Annotated in this window: 10 protein-coding genes and 1 tRNA gene; all 11 read left to right on the top strand. The window is 34.2% G+C overall.

Annotated features, from left to right (window positions below; all coding sequences use genetic code 11):
* Nucleotides 1-117: 117 nt before the first annotated feature.
* The 11 genes from QWY86_RS19775 to tig all read left to right on the top strand — a co-directional run bounded on the left by QWY86_RS19775 (nt 118) and on the right by tig (nt 15,914).
* A complete protein-coding gene (locus QWY86_RS19775) occupies nt 118-1,389 on the top strand; it encodes an efflux RND transporter periplasmic adaptor subunit (protein WP_290244689.1) in 1,272 nt (423 codons plus the stop codon).
* 161 nt (nt 1,390-1,550) lie between these two features.
* Nucleotides 1,551-2,249, top strand: a complete 699-nt coding sequence (locus tag QWY86_RS19770) for an ABC transporter ATP-binding protein (RefSeq protein WP_290244687.1) — start codon at nt 1,551-1,553, stop codon at nt 2,247-2,249.
* 227 nt (nt 2,250-2,476) lie between these two features.
* Entirely contained in the window at nt 2,477-4,846 is a 2,370-nt protein-coding gene (locus QWY86_RS19765; protein WP_290244685.1) for an ABC transporter permease, read from the top strand.
* Nucleotides 4,847-4,923: 77 nt separating this feature from the next.
* A complete protein-coding gene (locus QWY86_RS19760; protein ID WP_290244683.1) occupies nt 4,924-7,314 on the top strand; it encodes an ABC transporter permease in 2,391 nt (796 codons plus the stop codon).
* Between the two features lie 76 nt (nt 7,315-7,390).
* Nucleotides 7,391-9,772, top strand: a complete 2,382-nt coding sequence (locus tag QWY86_RS19755; protein ID WP_290244682.1) for an ABC transporter permease — start codon at nt 7,391-7,393, stop codon at nt 9,770-9,772.
* Between the two features lie 69 nt (nt 9,773-9,841).
* The gene (locus tag QWY86_RS19750; RefSeq protein WP_290244680.1) at nt 9,842-12,232 is read left to right on the top strand and encodes an ABC transporter permease; all 2,391 of its coding nucleotides are present in this window, start codon (nt 9,842-9,844) and stop codon (nt 12,230-12,232) included.
* Between the two features lie 74 nt (nt 12,233-12,306).
* Nucleotides 12,307-12,999: an ABC transporter ATP-binding protein gene (locus QWY86_RS19745; RefSeq protein WP_290244679.1), complete on the top strand. Its 693-nt coding sequence runs from the start codon at nt 12,307-12,309 to the stop codon at nt 12,997-12,999.
* A gap of 57 nt (nt 13,000-13,056) precedes the next feature.
* Complete coding sequence (locus QWY86_RS19740; protein ID WP_290244677.1) at nt 13,057-13,854, top strand: helical backbone metal receptor; 798 nt, start codon at nt 13,057-13,059, stop codon at nt 13,852-13,854.
* A 60-nt stretch (nt 13,855-13,914) separates the two neighbouring features.
* Nucleotides 13,915-14,217: a hypothetical protein gene (locus QWY86_RS19735; RefSeq protein ID WP_290244674.1), complete on the top strand. Its 303-nt coding sequence runs from the start codon at nt 13,915-13,917 to the stop codon at nt 14,215-14,217.
* A gap of 126 nt (nt 14,218-14,343) precedes the next feature.
* Nucleotides 14,344-14,425, top strand: a tRNA-Leu gene (locus QWY86_RS19730).
* Between the two features lie 139 nt (nt 14,426-14,564).
* The gene (gene tig, locus QWY86_RS19725) at nt 14,565-15,914 is read left to right on the top strand and encodes a trigger factor (protein ID WP_290244672.1); all 1,350 of its coding nucleotides are present in this window, start codon (nt 14,565-14,567) and stop codon (nt 15,912-15,914) included.
* Nucleotides 15,915-16,120 lie beyond the last annotated feature (206 nt).

Here is a 16,120-nt window from a genome sequence, read left to right as displayed (position 1 = left end):
TCCGCTCCCGCACATAAACTGTTCGATAATGAACATCGTAATTTTTTAAAAAATTATAAGTATCTGATTTATTGTGTTTTAAATTGTATTCTTTCTTTTGGCACAAGCTTGGTTATTATGGAAACCGAACAGTACAACCAAGCAATGGATAAGAAAATTGAGAAGAAAAGATTTAGCACAAAAACCATGATGATAATTGGTGGAACGATTGCTTTTATAGTTGTTGTGGTTTATGGCTACACCTTATCATTAAAAAAAACATATAGTGCAGATGCCGAAAAATTAACCATTAGTAAGGTAGAATATGGCGATTTCGAAGATGTTGTTTTGCTAAATGCAAGTGTTGTACCATTAACATCTGTAATTGTAAGTTCTTCAGAAGGTGGCACAGTTGCACAAATTTTTACAGAGAATGGTGCATCTGTTGTTAAAGGAACACCACTTTTGAGAATAGAAAATTCTAACGCTATGATGGGCTATACATCTCAACAAACTGCAGCTACTGAGCAAATCAATCAGTTGCGTAAATCGAGATTAGATTTAGAGCAAAATCAAAGAATTTTAAATCAGGATGTTTTGGATGTGGAAAATAACTTACGTACAGCAACCCGACAATATAAATTAGATAGTTCTCTGTTTGCTAAAAAAGTAATCACACTTCAAGAATTTAATAAATCGAGCCAGGATTACGAATACTATCAAGGCAAACTAAAAATTGTTAAGCAAGCAATCAAGCAAGAAAACCAGAGTCGTAAAATGCAGCTTGCGCAAATTGACCAATCAATGGGGCAGATGAACGAAAGCTTGGAAATGATTCGCCGAAACATCGAAAATATGACGATTAAAGCGCCGGTTTCTGGTAAGCTTTCTTCTTACGACCCCGTAATCGGAAAATCATACAATTCGAATGAAATGATTGGTAAAATCGATGTAATGCAAGGCTATAAATTACAAGCTGGCGTTGATGAATATTACATTAATCGGGTGAAAGAAGGGCAAACCGCAACTTGTGAATTTAATGGTAAAACCTATAATTTAACGGTTAGTAAGGTTATACCTGAGGTTACGACGGGGCAGTTTCAAGTTGAAATGGTTTTTAAGGGTAGTGCTCCTGATGGTTTACGTCGTGGTTTGTCGCTTCAAACAAAATTAACCTTATCTGATAACAGTAAATCATTATTACTTGCTCAGGGTCAGTTTTTTCAAAGCACAGGCGGCTCGTGGGTTTTTGTGGTAAACAATGGTAAAGCGACTAAGAAAAACGTTAAAATTGGCAGAAAAAATTACCTCTATTACGAAATATTAGAAGGATTAGCCAAAGGCGATGAAGTAATTACATCATCTTACGACCAATTTGATAAATACGACCAGGTGGAGATTAATAGGTAAGGATGGTTGATGCGAAAGGGATGATGGGAGATGGATGAAGGAAAGCGAATGACGAATAACGTTTAAAAATAAGAATACAAATAAGCAAAAATACACTCAGGTCTTGATACTTGATACTAAATACTTGATACTAAATATTAACACTCGATACATAAAAAGCTATGATTAAAATAGAAAATCTGGAAAAAGTTTACAAAACTGAAGAAGTAGAAACTACAGCGTTAAACGGAATTAATCTTCATGTTAAAGAAGGCGAATTTGTATCGATTATGGGGCCTTCCGGTTGTGGTAAATCTACCTTATTAAATGTAATGGGTTTGTTGGATAAACCTGAAAGTGGTAGTTATAAGTTTATTGATACCGAACTTTTAACATTAAATGATAGAGAACGCTCAAATTTCCGCAAACGAAATATGGGTTTCGTATTTCAAAATTTTAACCTAATTGATGAGTTGACTGTTTTCGAAAACATCGAATTGCCACTGATATATAATAAAATCCCTGCTGGAGAACGTAAAAAACTGGTTAACGAAATCATCGAGAGAATGAATATTGTAAACCGAAGTGGTCACTTCCCACAGCAACTTTCTGGCGGACAGCAGCAGCGTGTTGCTGTGGCAAGAGCCTTGGTTACCAAACCAAAATTAGTTTTAGCCGATGAGCCAACAGGTAATTTAGATAGTTCTCATGGTAATGAAGTAATGGAACTCCTTTGCGAATTAAATGAAACCGGGACTTCAATTGTAATGGTTACGCATTCTAGTCACGACGCAAGTTTTTCAAACAGAATTATCAACCTAAAAGATGGCCATGTAATTTCTGAAAAAATAAATAAAAGCAGAAGCGAGGAGTTGATATAAGAAAGGTTTAAGGTGAAAGGTATAAGGCGTAAGGTTGAGCGTTAGTACCTTAAACCCCATACCTTAAACCCTCAACCTCAAAGAAAATAGTTTTAGTTAATGATAAGCCGACCGAAATCTTCCTGGATGGGGAGATTCGGGTAAGGCGCTCAAAGGTTAAAAGTCATACGTAGTAAGTTTTACGTGCTGTACTTATAACCTAAAACGTACCACGTAAAACTCAAAAAATGTTCAAAATAAATTTAAAAATCGCATTGCGGAATCTTTGGAAAAACAAGGGGTTTTCTCTGATTAATATTGGTGGATTGGCCATTGGTTTGGCAAGTTGTATGCTTTTATTGCTATATGTTTCTTACGAATGGAGTTTTGATAAGCAATATACAAATAGCGATAAAACCTATGTTGTTTATCAAAATTCGCCAGCAAATGGTAAGATTTACAGCTGGGCATGGACACCGAACGCTATGGCAGATGAAGTTGCGGCTAAAATACCAGGCGTCAAATACACGTCGCATTCTAGTTATACAAGTTCAAAATTAATCTCCTTTGGAAACAATAGAATAAGTGCCAGATTAAATTTTGCAGACCACAATTTTATTAAAATATTCGATTATAAATTTATTAAGGGAAGTGTTGAGCAGGCTTTAAAGAATGTAAATTCAATCATCTTAACAAAATCATTAGCTGAAAAGCTTTTTGGAAATGATGATCCGATCAATAAAACTGTTAAGTTAGAAAACCATGATGTACTAAAGGTGGAGGGTGTAATTGAAGACGTTGAAACAAATAGTAGCCTCACATTTGAATGTTTAGCACCTTGGTCGCTGTTTTTACAGCGTGAATCTTGGGCCCGTGAACCGAATTGGGGCAATAACATGTGCCTAACAGTTGTTCAACTGAAGGACAATAAGTTTTTTGCGAATGCAAATGCCGATATAAAAGATATTTACAAACGCAATCAGCAAGGAAATACTGCCGAAGCACTATTGTTTCCATTAAATAAATGGCATTTGTACGATACTTTTGAAAATGGAAAATCTGTAGGGGGTAAAATAGAACAGTTAAAAATATTTCTGTTACTTGCTTTCTGTATTCTGTTAATTGCTTGTGTAAATTTCATGAATCTATCTACTGCCCGTTCTGAGCGTAGGGCAAAAGAAGTTGGTATTCGCAAAGCGATTGGTTCTACACGTAAATCACTTATCGGTCAGTTTTTGTTGGAGTCTGTTTTTATAACGGTGATGGCGGGCGTTTTTGCATTCATTTTAGTAGAAGTTAGCTTACCGTATTTTAATAACCTATTGAATATCAAACTCCAAATAGATTATAATAGCATTGCTTTTTGGGGAACTCTTTTTGGCTTGATGGTTTTTACAGGTTTCATGGCCGGAAGTTATCCGGCATTATACCTTTCCTCTTTCGAACCGATTAAAGTATTGAAAGGACTCAAGATTAAATCCGATTCATCGGTTTCAATCCGCAAAGTTTTAGTAGTTATACAGTTTGTTTTTGCGGCTTGTTTAATTGTTTGTACTTCAGTTATTTACCAGCAATTAAAGTATGTGAAAAATAAGCCGATAGGTTATGATAAATCCAATCTTATACAAATTGCTGTTGAAGGCAAAATGGCAAACAGCAGTAAACTTGATTTGCTAAAAAATCAGATGCTTAGTTCTGGCGCTGCAACAGGTGTAACATTTTTTAGTAAGGATATGACGGAAGGTGGTAATAATACTACAGATGTTCAGTGGCAGGGCAAAACCACAGGCGAATCTATTTTATTCAATAATAGAGGTGTTGGGGATGATTTCATTAAAACCATTGGTACAGAAATGATTGCAGGAAGGGAAATTTCAGTAAAAAATAAAGTAGATAGTAATAGCATCATGCTAAACGAATCAGCGGTGCGTATGATGGGGCTAAAAAATCCCGTAGGGGCCAAAATTAGATATTGGGGACAAGAGAAAACCAATATTGGGGTGGTTAAGGATTTTGTTGTAGAAAGTGCTTATCAAAGGGTTTCGCCGATGATTTTTTACCCGAGTTATATGGATGGAGTTCAGGTTATTATCGCCCGTTTAAATCCAAATCAGAACATCAGCTCTTCTCTTGAGAAAATTGATGAATTGGTGAAACAAATTGAGCCTGATTACCCGGTGAACAGAAAATTTGTTGATGAATCTTTTGAGTTAAAATTTGCGAATGAAAGACTTTTGGGCATTTTATCCAATTGGTTTGGTGGCTTCGCAATTTTCATTTCTTGTTTAGGTTTGCTGGGTTTGGCTTTGTTTATGGCCGAGCAGCGCAAAAAAGAGATTAGTATTCGTAAAGTATTAGGTGCAAGCACCAGTAACATACTTACGTTATTAAATAAAGATTTTATAAAGCTGGTGGCGATTGCAAACTTAATTGCCTTTCCGTTGGCTTATGTCATCATTAACAAATGGTTATCTGCTTTTGAGTATCGGATATCAATATCTGCGTTACCATTTATTGTGGCCATTTCATTATCTGTTTTAATCGCCATTTTAACAGTAAGTATTCAATCTATAAAAGTGGCAAAATCCAATCCTGTTGATGCGCTGAAATATGAATAAGGCTAAAGGTTTAGAGGTTGAGGGCGTAAGGTTAAAGCGTCCAAACCCTAAACCTTTTACCTCTAAACCTTAAACCTATGTTTAGATTAAACTTAAAAATCGCTTTGCGAAACCTTTGGAAAAATAAGGGCATTACTGCAATTAACATTGGTGGTTTGGCTATTGCTTTAGCTGCTTTTATTTTAGTGATGATGTTTTTTACTTATGAAACCAGTTTTGATAAGTCGAATCCTAATTATAAAAATATTTATGTTGTGGGAAGGATATATCCCGAATTTAAAACCAACTATACGCCCCCACCATTGGTTAAAGCCATTAAACAAAATTTTCCGGAAGTAGAAAATGGAGGAATCACCAAAGGTGGTTTTTTTGAACTGACTTTAAAAAACGGGAAAAACACGGTGTATGCAAAGAATTTTATGCAGGCTGATTTTAATGCTGCTAAAATATTAAATTTTAAACCAACTGGTGGTTTGCAAAAGCCAGCAGGCGATACAGAACGACTTTCATATTTGAGTGTAGAAAACATGAAAGCTTTATTTCCTGATAAAAAAGATAACAAACCTGAAATGGTTGGAATGGGCGCTAGTAACTCTGGTATAACAAGTTTATTTAATGGCTCTATTGTAAATGACCCACATTCTAATCTGAATTTTGATGGGATTTCGATAATGGCTGAATTAGGAAAGGATGAAAATTATGGTTACAATAATTATACAACTTACATCAAAGTAAAACCCGGTACAGATGTAGCACACCTTGAACAAAAAATTACAGAATTATATCGAAAAGAATTATTAAAAGGAGAAACTGATTTAAAAACTATTCAAGAAATTAAATCTGTATCAACATTTTTAGATCCCCTGGCTAATATGCATTTGAAGCCTAAAGCCGGGAACGATGCGCCATATAAAATTCTGGTTGCACTTTCGGTTTTAGGAGTTTTGATTTTAATAATTGCATCCATCAATTTTACTAATCTAAGTATTGCTCAAGCAACAAAAAGAGCAAAAGAAGTTGGTGTAAAAAAGGTAATGGGCGCTTTCAGAGCTCAACTAACTACTCAGTTTCTCACCGAAATATTTATTCAATGCTTAGCAGCAACAATATTCTCCTTAATTATTGCTGAGCTTTTATTGCCTTCTTTTAATAATTTATTTAAAGTGCCTTTATCTATCTGGCAATTTGAAAACAACTTGTTTTGGCAGTTACCCTTGGTTCTTTTAACAATCACATTAATTGCAGGTATTTATCCGGCATTGGTATTATCAGGTTTTAAGCCTGCACTAGTGCTAAAAGGCAATTTTTCTACAAGTAAGCAAAGTTCGTGGTTGAGGAATGGTTTGTTGGTTTTTCAGTTTAGCATTGCGGTAACATTTATTATCGGCTTACTAATTATTAATTCGCAGCTAAAATATATGCGCACTCAAGATTTAGGTTTTACTGCTAACCAAGTAGTTAGCATAAAAAACTTAACACTTTTTAATAATCCGGTAAAAATGGGTTCATTAAGTTTCGAAACGGTTAGAGAGCGACTTTTAAAAATCCCGGGCGTTAAATCTGCTACGGTAGCCAGTGATATTCCAAATGGAGCTGAAAATGGAAGTAATAACTACATAAGCAACGGAATAGATGCCAATATCGATTTTGTTGATGTAGAGTTTGATTATTTTGAAACTCTAAATATTAAACTTGAGAAAGGTCGATTCTTTTCAAAGGGTTATAAAACCGATACCGCCAATGCTGCAGTTATAAATGAAAGTGCTGTTGCAAAATATGGTTTAAAAAATCCGATAGGTAAAATAATCCGTGGTTGTAATATAGATTATAAAATTGTTGGAGTAGCTAAAGATTTCAAGGCTCAAGGTTTTGAAAATGCAGTTCAGCCAACTATCTATACCATTAAAAATCCTTGCGGAAATTATAAAACGCAAATTATGGTTAAAATTGAGGAGAACAAAATGGCTGATGCACTGGCTGCTATTAAAGCTCAGTGGCCGAAAATCAATCCTAAAGATGGCGAGGATTTTAGGTACGAGTTTTTGGATGAACTTTATGGCCGTTTATTCAAAAAGCAAGAGCAGCTTCAATCGGTGTTTTTTGCTGCGGCATTGCTAACCATTTTTATCGCGATTTTAGGCTTATTTGCGTTTGCAAAATACATCACCAGTGGTAGAATAAAAGAAATTGCTGTACGTAAAATATTGGGCGCAAGCGATATTCAGATTTTCAAGTTAATTAATTCATCATTTTTTATAATGGTACTTGTGGCCAATTTAATATCGTGGCCAATTGCCTACATTTTAACCAAGAAATGGCTCGAAACCTTTGCCTATCGAATCGATTTGCCTGTTTTACCATTTATAGGCAGTTCATTAATCACAATTTTATTAACAGTAATTACAGTAAGTGTGCAAGCCAGGAAAGCAGTAAAAGCAAATCCGGTTGATGCGCTAAAATATGAATAAGGCTAAAGGTTTATAGGTTGAGGGCGTGAGGTTAAAGCGTCCAACCCTAAACCCTTTACCTCTAAACCTTAAACCTATGTTTAGATTAAACTTAAAAATCGCTTTGCGAAACCTTTGGAAGAATAAAGGATTTACGCTTATAAATATTGGCGGACTTGCTATAGGCATGGCCTGTTGTTTAATGTTGTTGCTGTATGTTAATTACGAATTGAGTTACGACAGGCAATTTAAAAACATTCATAATACCTACATAACAGCTTTAAATTTAAAAATGAATGGAAAGATAGCCACAACAATGGCGCTTCCAAATAAATTATCAAAGGCAGCTTTAGAAGAGCTTCCAGGCTTTGAAAGAAGTGCTCGTTTATCTTTTGATAGAGCGCCGAAACTATATAGTAGTAACAGAGAAAATTTTAAGCTTGTACCGCACTATGTAGATTCTGATTTTATAAAAATTTTTGATTATAACTTTATTTATGGCGATGCAAAGAAAGCGCTTGATGAGCCAAACGCAGTTATTATTAATGAAAGCAGTGCAAAAAAATTATTTGGAAATACTAATCCCGTTGGGCAAAGAATAAGGTACGATGGAGTTAAAGAATTAAAAGTTACTGCAGTAATAGCAGATTTACCAAAAAATCAGAGCATGCAGTTTGATGTTCTTCACCCATGGTCATTTTTTGAGCAGTTAAATCCCGATAGTAAAAATTATGGTTGGGGCGCCATAACCTGTATGACGTATTTCCAATTGAAGGATAATGTTTCGATGGAAGCAACAAATAAATTGCTACAAAAATTCATTGTAAATAAAGAAGCAGATTTAAAAACGATGACTTATGAACCATTCCTATTTCCATATTCAAAAATGCATTTGTATGATAATTTTCAAAATGGAAAAAGTGCCGGTGGCAGAATAGATCAGATTAAACTTTTTATTTTTCTGGCTCTTTGTGTTCTTTTAATCGCTTGCATAAATTATATGAACCTTTCTACAGCACGTTCTGAAAAACGGGCCCGTGAAGTTGGTGTTCGTAAGGCACTGGGCTCTACAAGAAACGGAATAATGAGTCAATTTATGATAGAATCTCTACTCACCTCATTCGTTGCCATGTTAATTGCATTTACTTTATTAGAGCTTACATTGCCTTACTTTAATAATCTGCTTAATATAAAAATACTAATCAACTATGGCTCTGCAATGTATTGGATTACACTTTTTGCACTCGCCTTGCTTACCGGTGCGTTGGCTGGCAGCTATCCAGCGTTCTATCTTTCATCGTTTATTCCGATTAATGTTTTAAAAGGTTTCAAGAGTTCAGTAGGGTCGCTTTCCATTCGTAAAGTATTGGTTGTTTTCCAATTCACGTTATCAATATGTATGATTATTTCGGCTATTGTTATATACAACCAAATTCAGCATTTGAAAAATAAACCATTAAACTTTAATGAAAGTGCATTAGCTCAAATCGATTTAGAAGGCGAACTTGTTAAACCTGCAAGACTGGAGGCTTTTAAAAATAAATTAATAAGCACTGGTGCTGTAGAAGCTGCAACTGAATATGCTGGTTCATTTACACAAGGAGGCGATATTACCAGCGATTTTTCGTGGCCTAACAAACCTAAAAATGATGTTTCTATTGTAAGCTACAGAAGTACAGGTTTTAATTTTGCAAATACAGCTGGAGTAAAAATAGTTGCCGGTAGAGATTTTTCTCCAAAGTTTACATCCGATACGTCAACATCGTTATTAGTTAATGAAGAAGCTGTAAAATTAATGCAATTAAAGAATCCGGTTGGTACCATAATACATTGGGGCAGTAATCCGCCTTTAAAAATTGTTGGTGTTATACAGGATTTTTATAATGAATCTTTTGGAGCTAAAGTATCACCAACGATTTATTACTATAACGTAAAGCAAAGTACATCTTTATTATTACGCCTTAACACGCAACAATCGCTTACTAAATCAATTGAGAGTATTAAGTTAATAAGCAAACAATTAAATCCATCTTATCCATCAGAAATTAAACTGGTAAGTGATGGCCTGGCCGAAAAACTAAATAGCGAACGCCTGTTAAGTGTTTTGTCAAACATTTTTGGAGGTTTTGCAATATTTATTTCATGCCTCGGCCTTTTAGGATTAGCGCTTTACATGGCCGAACAACGCAGCAAAGAAATTAGTATACGTAAGGTTTTGGGTGCCAATTTATCAGATATTCTTGTGATTTTAAATAAGGATTTTATGAAGTTGGTTATCATCTCTAACCTCATTGCCATTCCTATAGCTTATATTCTACTAAATCAATGGCTCCAGAAGTACGATTATAAAATTAATATAAATGTTTGGCCTTTCATTTTGGCTCTGCTTACATCAATGATTATTGCCTTAGTAACAGTTAGCTTACAAACTTTTAAAGTTGCTAAAGCTAATCCGGTTGATGCACTTAAATATGAATAAAGCCGAAAACTTAAAGCAAAAAGCCTAAAGTTACTTGCAACGTCTTGATACTAAATACTTGATACTACAATGTTCAAACTTAACTTAAAAATCGCTTGGCGAAACCTTTGGAAAAACAAGGGTTATACTTTTATTAATGTACTTGGTTTATCTATCGGGATGGCGAGTTGTATTCTGATTTTTATTTTTATTCGTTATCAAATGAGTTTTGATAAGGGATTTAAAAATGAAGATAGAATTTATCGTGTGGTTTCTTCCTGGGATTATGCAGATGGTAATCAGTTCCATTCCCAAGGTGTTCCTTTACCACTTACTGCAGCCATGCGCAACGATTTTTCTCCTTACATAGAAAAAGTTGCAGCTATTGAAAATAGCGCAGGGATGATAAAAATTAAAAATGCTAATGGAAAAGAAAGGTTAAAAACGATTGAAAATGTTTTTTACGTTGAACCTGAGTTTTTTGAAATATTTAATTATAACTGGTTGTCAGGCAACTTCAGTTCACTTGCAGATCCAAATCATGTTGTACTTTCAAAAGAAATAGCAAATAAGTTTTTTGGAGATTGGAAGATAGCTTTAGGCAAAAGCTTAAGCTTTGATGATAAGGTGAACTATACGGTAAGTGGCGTAATTGATGATGTAGCCGAAAATAATTCGGTGCCATTAAAAATTATGCTTGCTTACAAATCTTTTAAAAACAGCAATTTAACAAATTGGGGTTCGGTAAGTTCCAGTTCTGAAAGTTATTTTAAGTTGAAATCAAACGTTAACATACAAACACTTAACGGACCGTTAACATCTTTCATCAAGAAATATTACGTAGAAAAAGCACCAGGTAAAGAGAGGCATTTATTCCAGCCACTTGCCGATATTCATTACAATGAAAAATTTGGTAATTTCTCAGGTCGCATTATGCCTAAAAAACAACTGTACGGATTAGTGATAATTGGCTTTTTTCTCATAATTACTGCATCAATTAACTTTATAAATTTAGCTACAGCCCAGGCGGTGAGTCGCTCAAAAGAAGTTGGAGTAAGGAAGGTAATGGGGAGCCAAAGAAGTCAGTTAGTTATTCAGTTTTTAACTGAAACTTTAACAATAGTATTCATATCACTGCTAATCGGAAGTGTATTAACGGAAATTGCCTTGCCGGGAATGCAAAATCTCTTCGACTCAAAAATATCATTCAGTATATTACAACATCCAATAATTTTCTTGTTTATGATATTACTTGTTGTTTTTGTGAGTCTGCTGGCAGGCTTTTATCCAGCAATGATAATGTCTGGCTTTAATCCTGCTTTAGCCATTAAAAACAAAGTTATTGCTAATAGGGGTGGTTTAGGATTAAGAAAAATTCTGGTTGTGGTACAATTTACATTAACCGTAACTTTAATTATTGGTACACTAGTAATTCTGCAACAAATGAAATATGTTCGGGAGCAGCCATTGGGTTTTAATCCATCGGCTATTGCAATGATAGATTTACCAAATGATAGTGCTACAGTATCTCGCTTTGCAACATTAAAGGCTCAATTAAAACAAATTTCTGGTGTTGAGGAAGTTAGTTTTTGCCGTACTGCTCCATCTTCGCAAAATAATAATGGCAGTACATTTTCTTATAATGGCGGAAAAGATGCTGATTTTCAGGTTAATACTAAAAATGCTGATGAAGATTATTTAAAAGCTTTTGACTTAAAATTAGTTGCTGGTAGGAATTTAGTTAAATCGGATACCATTAATGAATATATGGTTAACGAAACATTGCTTAAGAAACTTAATATTAGAAATCCAAACGAAGCCATTGGTAAAATAATTTCTATGGGTGGAATGAACGCACCAATTGTTGGTGTTATTAAGGACTTTAAAAACAAAAGTTTGCATGAAAATATCGACCCAATTTTAGTTGGTTCGCTAAGGGCAAGGCATTATTACGTTGCCATAAAATTAAATGCCAAACAAATCATGCCAACAATGAAAATGGTTTCTAAAATCTGGCAGCAAACTTTTCCCGAATCGGTTTACAATGAAAACTTTTTAGATGATCAAATTAAGAACTATTATGAAGGAGAGCGCATCATGGGCATACTTTTTAAAGTTTTTGCAGGTGTAATTATCTTCATCTCTTTTATAGGTTTATTCGGTTTAATTTCATTCGTTGCTACACAAAGAACAAAAGAAGTTGCTATTAGGAAAGTTTTAGGCGCATCAACTATTGAATTGGTTAAAATGCTTAATGGTTCGTTTTTGATAATGGTTTTTATTGCCAATCTGATAGCCTGGCCACTTGCTTACTTATTTGTTTCAAAATGGCTTTCTGGTTTTGCCTACCGAATAGATATTAGCTTATGGCCATTTCTTTTGGCAATGATAATTTCTATGGCAATAACCTTAATAACAGTTTCCTTACGGTCTTACAGAGCTGCAAAAGCAAATACTATAGATGCGTTGAAATATGAATAAGTAATAAGTTATATGTTTTAAGTTGTACGTTTTTAATATGTATAACTTAAAACTTACTACGTAAAACTCAAAAAATGATAGAACTAAAAAACATAGAAAAATACTATTCGAGCAAAGGCATTAAGCATTATGTTTTGCGCCATGTAAGTACAACCATTAAACAAGGCGAATTTGTTTCGATAATGGGACCATCAGGTGCAGGGAAATCTACACTGCTTAATATTCTAGGTATGTTAGAAGAGCCAACTTATGGTACTTACGAATTTTTGGGCGAGGATATTACCGGTTTAAATGAACGTAAACGCATTGAATTATATCGAAACCATATTGGTTTTGTTTTCCAGGCTTATCATTTAATTGATGAAATGACTGTTTATGAAAATATAGAAGCACCTTTGCTATATAAAAAAGTAGGAAGTTCAGAAAGGGCAAGCCGAATAGCTAACTTACTCGATAAATTTAACATTGTTGCTAAAAAGGATTTATTTCCAAACCAACTTTCTGGCGGACAACAACAATTGGTTGGAATTGCGAGAGCTTTAGCTGCACAACCGTCCATTATTCTTGCTGATGAGCCAACTGGCAACCTTCAATCTGCGCAAGCTGAAGAAATTATGCAGCTCTTTCAGAAATTAAATCGCGAAGAAGGTATAACGATTATTCAGGTAACACACTCAGAAAAAAATGCAGAATACGGTAGCAGAGTTTTACATATTGCGGATGGGGTGATCAAGGAAGATGTGGAGGTTCCAAAAAATAATTTGTAAGTCACAACTTTAACTAGAAACGTATTACTTACCACTTAAAACCTATAACTTCGTTCCATGCAAAAATCTTTTACCGATGGGATGGGGCGGGAGGTAACCATTAATTTCCCTCCGAAGCGGATTGTATCAATTGTTCCATCGCAAACAGAACTTCTTTTTGATTTGGGTTTAGATAGGGAAATTATCGGGTTGACTAAGTTTTGCATACATCCGATAGAAAAATTTGCAGAGCGGACAAAAGTTGGTGGAACAAAAAAACTCAATATCGATTTAATTAAGGATTTAAAGCCAGATCTAATCATCGGCAATAAAGAGGAAAATTCGCAAAGCGATATTGAAGAGCTTGCTGAGTTTTTTCCAATTTGGATGAGTGATATTTTTACGCTTGATGATGCAATGAAAACCATCACCGATATTGGCGACTTGATTGATAAAGCACCTGAAGCAGCTTATCTAAATCATTTAATTTCTGCTGGATTTAAAGATTTAAAAGCACTTGCACTCCAAAATAGCATTGATAAAAAGGTGGCTTATTTAATATGGCGTAAACCTTACATGGCTGCCGGGAAAAATACCTTTATTAATGATGTATTAATTACAAATGGGATGACCAATGTAATCGAGGCTGAACGTTATCCCGAAATTAACATTGATGGACTGGCAAAGTTAAACCCGCAATTGATATTACTTTCATCTGAACCATATCCATTTAGAGAAAAGCATATTGAAGAAATTGAAAAGGAATTACGGAATGCAAAAGTACTGTTAGTTGATGGTGAAATGTTTAGCTGGTATGGAAGTCGCTTAGTTAAAGCAGTACAATACTTTTTTGAATTCCAGAAACAACTTTATTAATCTTCTGCTGTTATTTCTTCTAAATTTGTTCCTTACCATTAATCAAACCTATATATTAACATGAAAAAATTAGTTTTAATATTTTCCTTAGTAATAATTGTGCTTTCTAGTTGTACATCAATGAAAGATTCAAACACCAAAACGCATGTTACTGCAACTGGTACAATCCAAAAGTTAGGCATGTCTACCTTTCAGTATGGCACCCATATTTTAAAAACTGCTGATAAAACATACGCATTGAAAAGCACATTTAGTTTAGATCCATATCTTGATAAAACGGTTACGATTAAAGGAAAAAAGGTTAAAGGTTATCCTTTGGATGGCGGACCAGAACTTGTGGACGTAACCCTGGTAAAATTGTAAAAAATTATTCTTGCTTATTCTTAGCTACTTAGCATTTATTGCAGGAAATAATTAAGAAATTATTTGAATTACTTTTTGAAAATTGATTCTAATTTCTATCTTTGCAGTCCTTAATAAATCCTAACTGCGGAAGTGGCGTAATTGGTAGCCGCACCAGACTTAGGATCTGGCGCTTCACGGCGTGGGGGTTCGAGTCCCTTCTTCCGCACAATAAGATAAAGGCCGTTTCGATTTAAACATCGGAACGGTTTTGTTTTTTAAAACATTGATTAAATAAAAATTGATGTGGCATTAAGGCGCTGAAAAGGTCTTGTATCTCACATCACAATACTCATATCTCACAAAAAATGAATATTACACAGGAAAAAACCGGCAACTTAAATGCTGTTGTAAAAATCAAGATTGCACCTGCAGATTACACCGGTAAAGTAGATAAAGCAATTAAAGAGCAAGCTAAGAAAGCGCAATTACCAGGCTTCCGTAAAGGAATGGTTCCAGCAGCTCATATCAAAAGAATGTATGGTAAAAGCATTTTGGTTGAAGAAATTAACAACTTACTTAACGATACACTTTCTAACTATATTGCTGAGCAAAAGTTAGAAATCTTAGGTCAGCCTTTGCCTGCAGTTAATGATGAAAAAGAATTCAAATGGGATAATACAGACGAATTTGAATTTGATTATGAGTTAGGTTTAGCGCCAGCTTTTGATGTAGCAATTTCATCTAAAGATAAATACACACTTTACAATGTTAAAGCTGATGAAGAAACATTAGAAAGCCGTGTTAAAAACATCCGTCGTAGTTATGGTAAAATGACTAATCCAGAAGTTTCTGAAGAGGGTGATGTTCTGTATGCAGATTTAGTTCAGTTAGGTAATGATGGTTCTGTTTTTGAAGGTGGAATTACCAATACAGCTACACTACGTTTAGATCAGATTACAGATAAAAAAATCCTTAAATCCTTAGTAGGTTTAAAAAAGGATGATGTTGTAACAATTGACATTCAAAAAGCGTTAGGTGATGCTGCTGCAATTGCTAAAGCTTTAAATATCTCAGAAGAAGATGCTGCTGAATTAAAATCTAACTTCCAATTAACTGTTAAAAATGTTAACCGTTTAGAAGAGTCTGATTTAAATCAGGAGTTTTTTGATAAATTATTTGGCGAAGGTACAGTAACTGATGAAGCTGGTTTCAGAGCTAAAATTACTGAAGAAGTAGAAGGCATGTTTAAACAAGATGCTGAACGTCAATTATCAAATGATATTTACGAAGATTTATTAAAGAAACATACTTTAGAATTACCTGATGAATTTTTACGTCGTTGGTTAAAAGCAACAAACGAAAAATTAACCGATGAAGAATTGGCAGAAGGTTATGATGATTTCGCTAAAAACCTTAAATGGACTTTAATAGAAAACAAAATCATTAAAGATAACAGCATCGAAATTAAATACGAAGATGTTGTTGCAGCTGCTAAAGCAAAGTTAGATGCGCAGTTCAGAATGTATAGCCCAAGTCCGCTTCCAGAAGATCAATTGGCACAATATGCTGTTCAGTTTTTACAGGATAAAGAAAATGCAAACCGTACATTTGAAGAAGTAAAAGCGTTAAAAACTTTTGACTACATTAAAACGGTTGTAACTTTAGAAGAAAAAGATATCGACTATAATAAGTTTACAGAGTTGAACAAGAAGTAATTTTAACTGATCAATTGTCAGTTAAATGGTATCAAAATCTAAGAGCAGCTCATTGAGCTGCTCTTTTTATATAAGGTAGCTAATTAGTTGTTTTTAATGTTATTAGTTCCTAATTTGTTCATTATTTGGATATTATAGAATATTATTGAGTCGTGCTCATTGTATTTCTAGTCGTTTAAGAAATTATATTGTCATTTGTTAAACAG

This window comes from Pedobacter aquatilis (genome assembly GCF_030409415.1).
Classification (GTDB): domain Bacteria; phylum Bacteroidota; class Bacteroidia; order Sphingobacteriales; family Sphingobacteriaceae; genus Pedobacter; species Pedobacter aquatilis.
The sequence above is the reverse complement of the archived record's forward strand: the minus strand, read 5'-3'. Positions and strand labels throughout refer to the sequence as shown.